Source organism: Novosphingobium sp. (assembly GCF_027531025.1).
Lineage (GTDB): Bacteria > Pseudomonadota > Alphaproteobacteria > Sphingomonadales > Sphingomonadaceae > Novosphingobium.
On sequence record NZ_JAPZQX010000004.1, the window covers coordinates 408,552 to 422,916 of the forward strand.

The following is a 14,365-nucleotide window of genomic DNA, read 5'->3' on the forward strand; positions in this document are numbered from 1 at the left end:
CGGCGTCCCTTCAATCCGGTTGCGGCGAAAATGTTACCAGGCAGCTTTCCTGCCTGGTAACATGATCTCGAATTCAGCCCATGAGCTTAGAATTCAATATTTGCCTGCAGCCCGATTTCACGCGGACGATTGATGAATTGATAATCGCCGAACAGGTTGCTCTGGGTACCGACCACGGCGCGCGTGTCGAACAGGTTGTTCGCGTAGAGCGCCAAGGTCCAGCTCTGGTCGCCTTCGCCAGCCAGGCCCAGCCGGACATTGGTGATCAAATAGTCGCCGCCATCGCGCCGCGACGGGTCCGTCGGGCTGATGGATGAACGGAACTTGGAGACATAGCTCATGTCGACGCGGCCAAACCAGTCAAGCCGCTCGTTGATCGGACGTTCATAATCGACCGCAAATCCAATGGTCCAGTTGGGCACACCAGGCAGACTGTCACCCTTTGCGCCGATTTGCGGCAGCGTCTTCTGCAATTGTGCATCGACATAGCTGACCGACAGATCGGTGCTGAGACCGTCGGCAGGCTTGGCTGAGATCGAGCCTTCAAAACCGATGCTGCGCGCCTTGGCTGCATTGCTGAAGAAGGTGAAGCCGCAGCCCAGCTGACGCCGAACCTGCACGTCGCTCCAGTTCAGATAGTAAGCTGAGCCGGAAACGAAAACCGCGCCATCGGCAACCTTGGCCTTTCCGCCCACTTCATAGTTCCACAGGCTATCGGAATCGAAGGAGACCGCGCTGTTTGTGATGCCCAGATTGTTCAGCTCGGCGATGCACTGTGGTGTGCTGGGGATCGGCTGGTTGAAGCCGCCTGCGCGAAAACCCTTGGAAGCCGTTGCGTAAAGCGTCATGTCATCATTGGGTTTGTACGAAATTGTGCCCTTCGGATTGAACCCGTCTTCCTTATATGTGCCCGAGCGCGCGTCGGCGCCTGGCGAAGAAAAGGTCCCGCGCGAGCGATAGTCGAAATTGCCCTTCAGATCGAAGTAACGGCCGCCAACGATCACATCCAATTTCTCGTTGAGGCTGAAGGTCAGTTCCCCAAACACTGCAAACTGCTTGAGGTCTTGAGGTACCACGCTCTGGAACACATTGGGGAAGCTACCAACCACATAACGATTGACCGTTGGGAAGACGGGATTGAGATCCGGAATGGGCGTCGGACTGCCAAAGCAACCGGCATTGTTAGCGCAGAAATCGTTGAGGCCCGGGCTAGGAGCATCTTGGGTGAAGTCCTTGGTCTGCTTCTGGTAGTAGAGGCCAACCACACCTTTGATCATGCTGCCAGTATCGAACGACACGCGCAATTCCTCGGTGAAGTCCTTTTGCCGATTGGAGTTGATCAGGGTCGAGGACGGAGAGTTGGCAGTGAAGAGCAATTGCGAGAAGCGGTTGGTATCCTGCAGATCAAGCGTATCGCGATCGAAATATGAGGTCGACGAACTGACAACCACCGAGCCCGCATCATATTCCAGATACAGGTCGTAAAGGTCGATATTGTCCTGATTGAACGGCTCAATCTTCCACGGCTGGGTGTAATCACCGCGCGCGGTGTCGACGCTGCTTTCGCCCTTCACGTCGAACTGGCGATGCATATAGCGCGCCCGCATGGTCAATTCTTCGACCGGGCGGAATTCTAGCGTGGCACGCACCATCCAGTTATCATCGCTGTTGGCATCCTTACGGCCCGTCCCCGTTGGGGTTAGCCCTAAGCCAACGACAGGCGCGGTGTTGTCGATCCAGCCGCCGTTGTGTGCAAAGGAGCCTGATAGGCGCAGCGCCAGTTTGTCTTGGACGATAGGAATATTCAGGACGCCATCGATGCCATAGGATTCGGAACCCCGCTTGGTGGTTGATACGCGCGTCTGCATTCTTCCTTCAAAGTTATTTAGATCAGGCGTGTTGAGAATGTAGCGCACCGTGCCGCCCAAGGATCCGCTGCCATAAAGTGTGCCCTGCGGTCCCTTGAGAACCTCGATCCGGTTGAGATCGAACAGGCCTAGGTCGGGCGAGGCACCGTTCTCATTGTTGGTGCCGCCCGACCCGGTAATTGGAACGTCATCCAAATATATGGCGACTGTTTCCTGCGGTTCGGATTCGCTCGCGCTCGATACGCCGCGCAGCTTGATCTTGGTCTGGTTGGAGCCAGCACCAAACGCACTCAAGCCAGGAACCTTGGCGGCAATATCGCCGATGCCCTGTGCGCCGGAGCGCATAAGGTCTTCCCCTCCAACCGCACTAATTGATTGCGGAACGTCGATCAGCGATTGCGCGCCCTGCTTGGTCGCGGTCACGACAATTTCGCCGGCATCACCGGACTTATCTTCATCCGCCGCATCTTGGGCACTTGCAGGCGCTGCGATGAGGCAAGCGGAAGAAACCGAAGCGATGAGTGAGATTTTGAAACTGGCAGTTGCGATCTTGCGCATTGAGATCCTCCCTTAGAACCGAACTGGCATGACCATGGCGCTGGTCCTCCACCATTTGGTCCAGCCACAATGGATAGACTGCACCGGGCAAGAAACTTATGCGGCCAGCAGCGATTCTAATGCGAGTTGCGTCACGGCCTGGTCGAAAGGCCCGAAAGCATCGACTCAAGGATTCAAGACTGCCATAAAACGATTGAGCGAGGCCAGGAACTCACATGGGCGCGATATCGGAACTTTATGCAAGTGGGCATGACCCTAAGCAGATCGCCCACAATCTGAGGCGCGAGCATGAGAAAGTCGCCCCAAATCAAATGCGCCTGCACGACTCCTTCAAGAACGGAAATGGCGCCTATAGTTTCATCAAGACTGGCCTTGGGTTTGAAGTCCTGACCGCAGCCGGAGTGCTGCAGCGCCAGTTGGACACATGCTTTACCAGCGAAGACGTGATGAAACTGCACTTTCGTCTGAAGGGCGAAGGTTGCTATGCGCTTGGCAATGGGGATGCCGTGTCGATGGCCGGGCAGTTCGCCGGCATCCTGCTTCAGCCCGAAGGCCAGCCAAAGTTCGAATCCCGATTTGAAGGGCATGAGGAATGCTGGATCACCGTGTTTTGTTCGCGCGACAGTCTAGGAATGGTTTTTGGCAATGAACTCGGCAGCCTTCCCGTTCCGGTACGTGAATTTGTCGAGGGGCGGTTAGAGTCCACGTTCGGTGCGCAATTGGCCCTCAACACGGCGATGGCGCGCAGCGCGATGGATATCATCAGCGCAGATGAAGCCAATATCCTCGCCAGGGCGCAGACCGAGGCGCGCGTCGTGGATCTCTTGTGCGAAACGCTGCTCAATCTGAATCAGTTGTCCGATTCTGACTGGAACCGGCCATTTGCTTTCTCGCCACGCGACCGACATTGTCTGGAAGAGGCGTATTACATCCTTCATGTCGAACTGGCCAATCCACCCAACCTCAAGGAACTGGCGCGGCGTGTCGGGGTTAACCCGAACAAGCTCAATTTCGGCTTGAAGATGCTCTATGGCGGTACTGGTGGTGAATTGCTCAACCGCTTCCGGATGGAAGAGGCGCGCCGCCTGCTTGAGGAAGAAGGCGAAAATGTCACCCAGGTCGCCTATGCCTGCGGTTTCAATTTTCCAGGCAACTTCACAGCGGCATTCCGCCGGCATTTTGGCGTTTTGCCCAAGGACGTGCGCAAGCGCGGCCGCTGAAGTTCCCGTCAGGCGCGCGGCGTCTTGGGAGACTCATCCCAGCGCAACTGGAAGACATCGGGGCGTGAATAATGCCCCACACCATCGAACAGCCAGCTGGCATCATCGATCCGGGCAAAATCGAGCTCATGGTAAAGGATCGTCTCGGCATCAAAGACGGGTTCGACCAGATAGGATCCGTTCGGCGCGATGATCGCGCTGCCGCCGTTGCCGTACCAGCGTTCCGGTTCGTCGCTGAAATCAGGAAGATGTTTACCCAGCCGATCAATTGACATTACTTCGCGTGCGGCAACCACAAAACACCCATTTTCGTGAGCGATATGCCGGGTCGATGCGTCGATGACGCCGTTGATGAAAGCATGGCCGGGCCAAAGCGCAGCATGAACTTGCACGCCCTTGATCGCCAGCGCGTGTCGCGCCAGCGTCATTTGGTGCTCAAAGCAAATCAGCCCATTCACTTTTGCGCCCGACATTTCGACTGACTGCATGTCGGAGCCATCCCCCTGTCCCCAAACCAGGCGCTCCGTATTGGTCGGCATCAATTTGCGATGCAGGTTGAGTAGCTGTCCGTCTGCGGAGATATAGGCGGCGACATTGTAAATTGAGCCGCCGGCGCGCTCATGTAGTCCCATGACAACCGCGATTCCGGCATCGGCCGCGGCTTTCTGCAAGGAGCGCATGGCTTCCCCGTCGCGGGTCAGCGCCAGTTGCTGCAAGCGGCGCCGGGCCTCGGTGAAACGCGGGTCGCGCACTGAAATGCTTGCCCAATAGGGGTATCCGAGCAACCATGTTTCGGGAAAGACGGCGATCTGTGCGCCATTGCTTGCAGCTTCCGCCATCGCATCACGCGCACGCAGAAGTCCGCGCTCCAAATCGAGCACTTCGGGCGCCCATTGCACGGCGGCCGCGATCAGTTTCTTCGTCATAGGTTCCGGAGATCATCTACTGTCATGTAAATTGCAATCCTCTCTACAGCATCCGTGATCATCGCAGTAGAAATCGGTTTGCCGGGATCAAAAGGCATTCCACAATTTGGCAACGGCCCATGGAGAGTTGGGAGAGGGTCGCAAGAAGCTGACTGTCATCGGTCTATGCAAGCCATAGGTAGTCCGAACTAGAGATGGCAACTCAGCCGCTGCCTGAAAAGTCGCGACTACGCATGGTGGTGCGATCGGCCTAAGTGCACTGGTCTCTGGTCGGTGCCACTCTACGTTACCGGCCATCAGATTGCGCCATGAACTTCTACCACTGAGCTAGGGTAGCTGAATGAATGAAGGGAATCGGAGCTACCCATTATTTGGACGAATGCCTGCCATGCCAACGAAGCCAGACAGGCTCAAGCCTCGCCAGGCTGCACCCCCATGCGGGACATTCTTCATCCCTTCGACTAGAGAAACAGGTAATCTTCCGGGACCCTCTGAGCAGTTGGTTTACAAGCACACCGTACCCGGGAGCCCGGTGTCGGAATTTGGCGCAATTCCGCCACTAGCTGGCTGATCGGCGCCCTGTCCCCGCCTGATGTCATCTGATGTCAGGCTAGATTGCTCAACTCAGATCAAAGTAGGATACGTCTAAAGCATTGATCCCGCTTCGATAAAAACAACTTTCCTACAGCCTTGCACTGACATTAGCGTGATGTCTCGTGGCTGAGGGGTTTCCGGCCGAGGTGGGCGGCCAACGTGAGAACGCCCCATGCGCTTTGCGCTGCAATGCTATGTCGATCGGGAGCTTTACGAGGCGGTGAAGGCGGCCGCCGAGGCGGCGCACATGAGCGTCAGCCAGTGGCTTAAACTGGCGGTGATCGGTACCCTCGAAGGGCAGGATGAGGTGGCCTTCCGGGACCGGCTGATGTCCCATGTGCTGTTCACTTCGGCGGCGGCCGACGGGCTGCTGATGGCCCAGGCCGACAAGGAGATCAGGACGCGGGTGCAGGCCGCGCACGGCAAGCGGCTGCGCGAGTATCGCGAGCGTTTTGGTCTTTCGAGAGGGGGCGATTGAGCCATGCTATCGGTCGCCAATGTCCGCTCGGCAGGAGGGGCTGCGGGGTACTTTGCCAAGGACAACTATTATGCCCAGGCCGATGCCGATCGCTCGGGCGTATGGGTCGGCAAAGGCGCCGAACGACTGGGGCTGTCGGGTACAGTCGAGCCGCGCATGTTCGAAGCGATCCTGCGTGGCGAACTGCCCCAGGGCGGGCGCATCGGGCGCGAGGGTACTGAGCATCGCGCGGGGACAGATCTCACCTTCTCGTTGCCCAAGTCATGGTCGCTCTTGACGCTGGTCGGCAAGGACGATCGGATCATTGCCGCCTACCGTGCGGCGGTGGTCGAGACCCTGCAATGGGCTGAGGCCAACGCGGCGTTCATGCGAGTGGAACGGGGCGGCAAGGAGCAACTGGTCCAGACTGACAACCTGACCGCCGCGCTGTTCCAGCACGACACCAACCGCAACCAGGAACCCAACCTCCACTTCCACGCCGTGGTCGCCAACATGACGCAGGCAAAGGACGGGTCATGGAAGGCGCTGCGCAACGACCGGCTGTGGCAACTCAACACCCTGCTCAACGCCATGACCATGGCCCGGTTCCGGGTTGCGGTGGAGAAGCTCGGCTACGCGATCGGCGATGTCGGCAAGCACGGCAACTTCGAGGCGAAGGGGATCGACCGCGAGGCAATCATGGCCTTCTCGACGCGGCGGCAGGAGGTGCTGGATGCCCGGCGCGGGGAGGGTCTTGAAGCCGGGATCATGGCGACGCTGGCGACCCGTTCGGCCAAGGCCAGCGAGGTCGATCGCGAGGCCTTGCTCGGTCAGTGGCAGGACCAGGCCTGGGGCATGGGGCTCGACCTTGCCGGCATGGCAAGCGATGCCCTCGCGCGAAGTTCGGCGATCGCCAGAAGCGAAGTCAGGCTCGCTCATGACCGCCCTTCGTTTGTCGCGCGCGGGCATGTCATGGTGCAGGAACTTGCCGAACGGCTGGGCCTCAAGGAGCGCGATCCGCTGGTCCCGGCGCGGATCCATCTGAGGGGCCGCGAAGAGATCGTCGCGGCTCATGCAGTGGCAGCCGCAGTGCGCCACCTGTCCGAACGCGAGGCCGCGTTCAAGGCGACCGATTTGGCCAAGGCGGCACTCGACTTTGGCCTGCCGGCGACCATGGACAAGATCGAGAAACGCATCGCGCAGCTGACCGAGCGAGGGGCGCTGCACAAGGGGCGCGGCGCCATGCAGGGTTGGCTGACCAGCGCCGATGCGCTTGCCCTTGAAGCGCGCATGCTGACCGAGATCGCGAAGGGCAAGGGCGCATCGCCAAGCATCGTTCCCACAGGCGAAGCAGGTCCTCTGCTGCAGGCCAGCGCCAACCTCAGCTTCGGTATGACGCTCAATGCCGGACAGGAAGCGGCCGGGCGGATGATCCTTTCCTCGACCAACCGCGTGGTCGCGGTGCAAGGGGTGGCCGGCGCGGGCAAGTCGAGCCTGCTGCTGCCCACGGCCCAGATCCTGAGGGAGCACGGCAAGACCATCATGGGCCTTGGCGTTCAGAACACTCTGGTGCGTATGCTCGAGCGCGAGACCGGGATCCCCTCGATGACCCTGCACCGGTTCCTCGGTCAGCACCGGAAACTGCTCGATGGGATCGCGAGCAAGAGCCAGCTTGGCGACGCTCGCTCAGGCTACCGCAATACCGTACTGGTGCTTGATGAAGCCTCGATGGTCTCGACCCGCGACCTGGACCGGCTGGTCAGGCTCGCCAACCTGCTCGAGGTCGACCGGCTGGCGCTGATGGGCGATGCGCGCCAACTCGGGGCGGTCGAAGCGGGCAAGCCCTTCGCGCTGGCGCTCGCCTCGGGTACCGAGACCGCACGAATGGACGTCAACCTTCGGGCGCGCTCCGATACCCTGAAGCGCGCCCAGGCCGCTGCCCAGAAGGGGCGCACCGAAGAGGCGCTGGGGCATCTCAAGGAGCATATCGTCGAGGCCAGCGAGAGCGGCGCTCTGCTCGCCGCCGAGCGCTGGCTTGCTCTGTCACCACGCGAACGCGAGGCCACCGCGATTTATGCCTCGGGGCGGCGGCTGCGCGCCGAGATCAACGCTGCGGTCCAGACCGGGCTGGCCGCCAACGGCGAGATCGGGCCTGATCGCCGCGAGCTGACCGTGCTCTCGCGGGTCAACGCTTCCCGCGAGGAACTTCGTCATGTCCGGACGTACGAGCCCGGCATGGTGCTCGAGGTCGGATCGCGGCAAGCAAGGCAGGGACTGGCGCGCGGGCGTTACGCCGTGACCGGCGTTGATGTAGGCAAGGGGCAAGTCACCCTCACCGACGAGCGTGGGCGTGCCCAGCGATTGCTCCCGGCCCGGGTCGGCCTCCATGGAGATAGCCAGGCCCTGCAACTGCTCGAGCGCAAGGCGCTCAGGATCTATACTGGCGACACGATCCGCTGGACCGCCAATGACCACGAGCGCGGGCTGATCAACGCCGACCGGGCGACTGTGACCGCGATTGACAAGGACGGCATCGCGGTGCGTGGTGCCAATGGCATGGAGCACCGCCTAGAATGCGGCGATCCCATGCTCGCCCGGATCGATCTTGCCTATGCGCTCAATGCCCATATGGCCCAGGGCTTGACCTCGGACAAAGGCATCGCGGTGATGGACAGCCGCGAGCGCAAGCTGCTCTCTGGCCGCAACTTCCTGGTCACGGTCACCCGCCTGCGCGACGAGCTCACCCTGATCCTCGACAACCGGGACAAGGTTGCCGTTGGCCTCGAGCGCAATCCCGGCGACAAGACCTCGGCGATCGAGATCACCGAACGACTCGGTACCGCCGCAGCCAAGGGGCAACAGGCCGGACTGCCGAAAGAGGAAGCGCAGCCCAAGCCCGAGCTCGAGCGTTCCATCGAACGGGTCCGGCCGTTCGAGATCGGGATATGATTATCGGCTCGGCCAGCCCAGCATCTTTTGCGGCTCCGGGAACGGCTCCAGCAGCATCGAGGCCCAGCTATCCAGCAGTTCTCTGCGACGCGCCATGTAGGCGGCGCGGTTGTAGGCGCCTTCAGATCCCGAGACTCCTTCGGGGACATGCGCCAGAATCAGGTCGATCACGTGCCGGTCGCCGGCATTGCCTTGCCGTTCGGACCACTCGTTAATGATCGTCGAGAACGAGGCACGCCACCCGTGCGGCACGTGCCGTCCCTGATAACCGCAACGGTTGTAGAAGTAGGACAGCGTGTTCTCGCTCATCGCCACGCGGGCATTGCGGTTGGATGGAAATACCAGCGGCCCGCGCCCTGTGAGCACATGGGCGGCGCGCAGCACCGCTACCGCTTCTCCGCTCAGTGGTACGAGGTGCTCGAACCCGGCATCGTGCTTGAGATCCAGCATCAGCTTCATCCGCGCCGGTGGAACTCGCCACAAGGCATCGGGGGTGGGCGCATTGCTCTGCCAGTCGACACCTTCGATCTCTTGCCAGGGCAGCGCACGGATCATCCCCGGACGCTGGGCGGTGAGCGCGAGGAACCGCGAAGCGAGCTTGGTCAGTGGTGAGGCTGGTTCGGCCTCGGTCTTGCGGATCATGTCGTGCAGGGCTTCGATCGACAGCAGCGCCGGGCGCTTGCGGGCGCGCGGCACGGGCTTCAGCGCCCTGGTCACCACTGCGGCCGGATCGCGCGATCCCGCGCCTTCGGCAATGGCATGGACGAAGACTGCCGAAATGCGCTGGCGCACCCGGTGCGCGGTCTCGATTGCGCCGCGCTTCTCTATCTTGCGCAGGACCGAGAGCACCAGTGGCTCGTCGATCTCGCTCACAGGCAGTTTGCCCAACCAGGGGAAGACCTCCTTCTCGAGGCTGCCGATCACATCGCTGGCATGGATCGGTGTCCAGCGAGACTCCTGTAGGGCGTACCAGCCGCGCGCCAGTGCCTCGAAGGTATTGGCCGAGGCGACCGTGCGTTCTACTCGCGCCTTGACTGCCTCGATCCCTGGATCGCGGCCCTCGCGCAGCAGCTTCCTCGCATCAACCTTGCGGTCACGCGCTTCGCGCAGGCCTAGGTCGGGATAGGCGCCGAGCACTAGCCGGCGTTCCTTGCCGGCAAAGCGGTATTTCATCCGCCAGCTGCGATGGCCCTTGGCGGTGACGTAAAGGTACAGGCCTTCTGAATCAGCGAGCTTGTAGTCCCGCTCCTTCGCCTTGGCGCTCTTCACTTGCATCTCGGTCAGCATCGATGCCCCCGAATCTCCGGATCGCTGCCCCCAGCCGTGCCCCCGGATCAATGTGGAAGCACATGGAAGCCATGAAACAAACAGGGAACAACAATGCTCGCAAATCCGCAGAAATGCAAGATAAATAAGCGCTTATGGGATGCTTGCGGAACGCAAGGTGGCGGAGACGGAGGGATTCGAACCCTCGGTACCGGATTTACCAGTACGACGGTTTAGCAAACCGTTGGTTTCAGCCACTCACCCACGTCTCCGGATCGCAGCGGCGAAGCGCGGCCTATAGCGGGGGGGATTGGGGGCGGCAAGGGGGGGAGGGCGGACTTTTTGCTGCGGGCGGGCCGACTCGGTTCGCCGCAAAACCGACTCGCTCTGTCGCCCGCCGATTGCCCGCTGCGGCGCGGTGGATTCTGTCAGAGGCGGATAACCACGCCCGGCCGCGCTTCGGGCCAGCAACGGGATGAGACGGCAATGATCATGGCAACTATGCAGCGGCGCTGGCGCAAGGGCCTGGCCGGACTCGCCGCCTTCGCGATGCTGGCTACTGGCGCGGTGGCCCAGGCCCAGGTCCAGTCGGTCGATCCTGACAAGGCGATCGACGGCGACCTCAAGTCCGCCCCGACCTCGGCGGCAAGCGCTACCCCGGCAGCAGGCCCCTCGATTGCGGTCGAGCCCGCGCCAGCCGCCCCAGCAACAGGTGCCCCGGCCGCGACTGCCTCGCAAGCCGCGGCCAACCCCGCCCAGGCGGCCAAGCAGGGCACGACCTACAAGCAGGACGACCTGATCGGCGCGGCCGAAGGCGTGTTCGGCAAGGGGGCCCAGGGTCTGGCGCAGATGATCCAGGACCTGCTCAAGAAGCAGGGCGAGCCGAACGGCTATATCGTCGGTCGCGAAGGCGGCGGCGCGGTGGTGGTGGGGCTGCGCTATGGCTCGGGCACGCTGCATCACAAGGTTGAGGGGCAGAAGCCGGTCTACTGGACCGGGCCTTCGATGGGACTGGATCTCGGCGCCAATGCGGCCAACACCTTTGTGCTGGTCTACAACCTCTACAACACCGATGACCTGTTCAAGCGGTATGGTGCGGGCGAGGGGCAGGCCTATCTGGTGGGCGGGTTCCATGTCAGCTACCTGCGCCGGGGCGATGTGGTGCTGATCCCGGTGCGGATGGGGGCTGGTCTGCGGCTGGGCGTCAACGTCGGTTACATGAAGTTTTCCAAGAAGCAGCGCTGGCTGCCGTTCTGATCCTGCGGTAAGGCGGGCCGGACTTCGAAGGATACTGCCGTGCGTTTTCCGGTACTTGCCGCACTGATCGTTTTCGCTGCGGCGCCCTTGCCAGCCGCGCCCGTCTCAGCATTGGATCCGGCATCGGCTCCGGTCGCGGCGCCTGCCCCGGTCTATGCGGAGATTGCGGCACTGGTGGTCAGCGATGACCATACCGATGCCAAGGTTGACGGGCTGATCGCGGCCACGCTGAAGGCCCTGACCGAGGCGGATAGCGATGTGGCGGCGATGGACAAGGAATACCCCGGCCTGATCGCTGCCGTCGGCGATGCCATGCGCCCGGTCATGTTGCGCGGCGTGGAACAGTCCATGCCCGGTTATCGCGCCGATCTGGCGGCCATGTATGCCCGGAACCTCTCCGCTCCCGAGGCGCGCGAATTTGCCGATTTCCTGGCCGAACCCGGCTCGCGGGCTTTCTTCGGCGCGGCGGTGCGGCGGGTCAATTACCAGTCGATCGCTAACGACCTGGTCGCCGAACGCGATGTCTCCGCTACCTCGCTCTCGCGCGATGTTCGCAATGCCGCGACCCAGGTTGTGGCCGAGGCGACGCCGGATCAGATCAAGCGGGTGGAGGCCTTTTTCACCACGCCGCTGGGCCGCAAGCTGCTGGCGATGCGCGATCAGAAATCGGCCGTCGACCTCAAGTGGGCCAACATGGAAATGCCCGGGATCGAGCAGGAGATGGAGCAGATCGTGATCGAGACCATGGTCAGCCATGTCGGCAAGACCGATCCGGAACTGGCCAAAGGCATGCGCGAGCTTCTGGCTAAGGAGCAGGCGGGCAAGAAAACCGCCACCTGAATGCGAATGCAGCCTTGCCCCGCGGCAAGGCGCGGGTCTAAGGGCGGGCGCGTCATGCTCAGCACCCTTGCCCCCCAGCCCGCCGATGCGCTGCTTGCGCTGATCAAGCTCTATGCCGCCGACCCCCGCGCCGACAAGATCGACCTGGGCGTGGGCGTATATCGCACCGATGATGGCGCGACCCCGGTATTTGGCGCAATCAAGGCGGCCGAGGCGAAGCTGATCGAGACCCAGGATTCGAAGAGCTACCTGGGCCCGGAAGGCGACATGGGCTTCGTGCGCGGCCTAATGCCCTATGTGTTCGGCGCGGTTAACCCGACCATGGATGGCCGGATTGACGGGATGCAGACCCCGGGCGGCACCGGCGGGGTGCGGCTGGCGGCGGCCCTGGCCAAGAAGGCTGGCGCGCCGCGCATCTGGATGGGCACCCCCAGCTGGCCCAATCACGCGCAGATCTTTGCCGACCTGGCCTTTGAACTTAAGACCTTCAACCATTCGACCAAGGACGGCGTGGTCGACATGGACGCGCTGCGCGCGGCGATCGCCGGGGCCGAGGCGGGCGATGCGATCCTGCTGCACGGCTGCTGCCACAACCCGACTGGCATCGATTACAGCCCGGCCGATTGGGATGAGATCGCCACCCTGGTGGCCGAGGCGAAGCTGTTGCCGGTGCTGGACCTGGCCTATCAGGGGCTGGGCCAGGGCATGGAGGAAGACGCCTATGGCCTGCGCCGCGTGCTGGCCGCCGTGCCCGAGGCGCTGATCGCCTATTCCTGCGACAAGAACTTTGGCGTCTATCGCGACCGTGTTGGTGCGGTCTACGCGATGGTGGCCGATCCGGCCCAGCTGCCGACCGTGATGTCGAACGGCTATGGTCTGGCCCGCGCCTCGTGGTCAATGCCGCCCGATCATGGGGCGGCTGCGGTCCGCCTGATCCTGGACGACGAAGGCCTGGTCAAGGTCTGGCTGGACGAGCTCGACACCATGCGCACCCGCATGCGCCAGGTCCGCGCCCGGCTGGCCGAGGCGGGCCTGGCGGGCAGCGTCAACCTGGTCCCGCTGGGCAGCCAGAACGGCCTGTTCTCGATGCTGCCGCTCTCGGGCGAGCAGATCCTCAAGCTGCGCGAGGACCACGGGATCTACATGGCCGGATCGGGCCGGATCAACGTGGCCGGGCTGACCATGGGCAATATCGACAAGTTCATCGCGGCGGTCGCTGCCGTAAGCGCCTGAAGCCTCACTTCTGATGGATCGTCAGCCCACGCTCGAAGGCCCCGGCCTGCTGCTGCGCCCGCTGCGCGCGGATGACTGGAACGCGCTGTTCGCCGTCGCGTGCGATCCCGAAATCTGGGCGATTCACCCGCAGCACGATCGCTGGCAGGAACCGGTGTTCCGCCGCTTCTTTGCCGATGCGCTGGAGCGCGGCGGCGCGCTGGCGGTGATCGACAAGGTCAGCGGCAAGGTGGTCGGCTCATCGCAGTTCAAGCAGCCGCAGGCTGGCACGGTGGAAATCGGCTGGACCTTCCTCGCGCGCAGCCACTGGGGCGGGGCGTTCAACCGCGAAATGAAGCGGCTGATGCTGGAACACGCCTTCGGCTTTGTTGAGCTGGTGGAATTCCGCGTGGGCGAAAGCAACCTGCGCTCGCGCCGCGCGATGGAAAAGATTGGCGGGCGGCTGACCGATCGCTTCGATCTGGTCGATCTCCCTGGTGGCGGCACCATGCGCCACGTCTATTACGAGATCGATCAGGCCAGCTTCGCCAGCGGGCCGCTGAACCGGGCCTAATCCGGCGCGATCAGCCGGGCGAGCAGGGCAATGGCCTCGTCCCGCTCCACCTCATGCCGCGCAAGTGCGGCAACCAGGCCTTCGCTGGCCCCGATCATCGCCCGCACCAGCGCGCGCGCCCGTTCCGGGCCTTCGCCCAGTTCGGCCAACGTGGCGGCATAGGCCGCGACAATCGCCTCGGTCAGTTCGTCCGCCAGCCGCGCGCCATCAGGCGAGGCGAGCAGAGCGGCCATGATCGCATCGTAAAGCGGGCCATTCTGGACGAGGCAATCGATCAGCGCGGCGGCGATGGTCCGCGCGGCCGCGCTCCGCGTGCCGCCATCGGCCTGCAAGCGGGCCAGCGCGGCCCGGGCGGAGGCATCGTGTTCCGCGCCCAGTTCCTGATAGAGTTCGGCCAATAGCCGCTCGCGCGTGCCGAAGTGGTTGTAGGCGATCGGCTTCGACACCCCGCAGGCGGTGGCCAGGTTGGCCAGGGTCAGCGCGGCAACGCCGCAGTGCTGCACGATCTCGCGCGCCGTAGCCAGCAGCTGCGCCCGCCGTGCGGCCCCCTCCATGCGTTTGCCCGGTTCGTTCCTGCCGCTCATTGCAGCAGCCTAGGGCAATTGACAGGACAAGGGAACTGGATATTACGAGTCGTAACTTAC

General features: G+C 62.6%; 11 protein-coding genes and 1 tRNA gene. 7 read left to right on the plus strand and 5 right to left on the minus strand.

Annotation, left to right across the window (positions count from 1 at the left end):
- Nucleotides 1–86: 86 nt before the first annotated feature.
- A complete protein-coding gene (locus O9281_RS08505; RefSeq protein ID WP_298184569.1) occupies nt 87–2,426 on the minus strand; it encodes a TonB-dependent receptor in 2,340 nt (779 codons plus the stop codon).
- Between the two features lie 215 nt (nt 2,427–2,641).
- Here O9281_RS08505 and O9281_RS08510 point away from each other — a divergent pair, with 215 nt between their 5' ends.
- Nucleotides 2,642–3,646: a helix-turn-helix transcriptional regulator gene (locus O9281_RS08510; protein WP_298184571.1), complete on the plus strand. Its 1,005-nt coding sequence runs from the start codon at nt 2,642–2,644 to the stop codon at nt 3,644–3,646.
- Nucleotides 3,647–3,654: 8 nt separating this feature from the next.
- Here the strand turns inward: O9281_RS08510 and O9281_RS08515 are convergent, their stop codons facing one another.
- A complete protein-coding gene (locus tag O9281_RS08515) occupies nt 3,655–4,572 on the minus strand; it encodes a carbon-nitrogen hydrolase family protein (protein WP_298184573.1) in 918 nt (305 codons plus the stop codon).
- A 766-nt stretch (nt 4,573–5,338) separates the two neighbouring features.
- On the opposite strand from O9281_RS08515, the gene O9281_RS08520 reads away from it, so the two are divergent.
- Together O9281_RS08520 and mobF are read left to right on the plus strand one after the other, a co-directional pair.
- Nucleotides 5,339–5,644: a hypothetical protein gene (locus O9281_RS08520; RefSeq protein WP_298184575.1), complete on the plus strand. Its 306-nt coding sequence runs from the start codon at nt 5,339–5,341 to the stop codon at nt 5,642–5,644.
- Nucleotides 5,645–5,647: 3 nt separating this feature from the next.
- Complete coding sequence (gene mobF / locus O9281_RS08525) at nt 5,648–8,572, plus strand: MobF family relaxase (RefSeq protein ID WP_298184577.1); 2,925 nt, start codon at nt 5,648–5,650, stop codon at nt 8,570–8,572.
- Here mobF and O9281_RS08530 read toward each other — a convergent pair whose 3' ends face one another.
- On the minus strand, nt 8,573–9,859 hold the full coding sequence (locus O9281_RS08530) for an integrase arm-type DNA-binding domain-containing protein (RefSeq protein WP_298184579.1): 1,287 nt from the start codon (nt 9,857–9,859) through the stop codon (nt 8,573–8,575).
- 158 nt (nt 9,860–10,017) lie between these two features.
- A tRNA-Ser gene (locus tag O9281_RS08535) sits at nt 10,018–10,110 on the minus strand.
- Nucleotides 10,111–10,324: 214 nt separating this feature from the next.
- Between O9281_RS08535 and O9281_RS08540 the strand changes: the two genes are divergently transcribed.
- From O9281_RS08540 to O9281_RS08555, 4 genes are read left to right on the plus strand one after another with little or no spacing between them, the layout of a single operon-like run.
- On the plus strand, nt 10,325–11,095 hold the full coding sequence (locus O9281_RS08540; RefSeq protein ID WP_298184580.1) for a DUF1134 domain-containing protein: 771 nt from the start codon (nt 10,325–10,327) through the stop codon (nt 11,093–11,095).
- A 39-nt stretch (nt 11,096–11,134) separates the two neighbouring features.
- On the plus strand, nt 11,135–11,935 hold the full coding sequence (locus O9281_RS08545) for a hypothetical protein (protein ID WP_298184582.1): 801 nt from the start codon (nt 11,135–11,137) through the stop codon (nt 11,933–11,935).
- Nucleotides 11,936–11,989: 54 nt separating this feature from the next.
- Complete coding sequence (locus tag O9281_RS08550; protein WP_298184584.1) at nt 11,990–13,168, plus strand: aromatic amino acid transaminase; 1,179 nt, start codon at nt 11,990–11,992, stop codon at nt 13,166–13,168.
- Nucleotides 13,169–13,181: 13 nt separating this feature from the next.
- Nucleotides 13,182–13,721 carry a GNAT family N-acetyltransferase gene (locus O9281_RS08555; RefSeq protein ID WP_298184586.1) on the plus strand — a complete coding sequence of 180 codons (540 nt, stop codon included), beginning with the start codon at nt 13,182–13,184 and terminating at the stop codon, nt 13,719–13,721.
- Here O9281_RS08555 and O9281_RS08560 read toward each other — a convergent pair.
- A complete protein-coding gene (locus O9281_RS08560; RefSeq protein ID WP_298184588.1) occupies nt 13,718–14,305 on the minus strand; it encodes a TetR/AcrR family transcriptional regulator in 588 nt (195 codons plus the stop codon). The genes O9281_RS08555 and O9281_RS08560 overlap by 4 nt on opposite strands.
- Nucleotides 14,306–14,365: the final 60 nt, after the last annotated feature.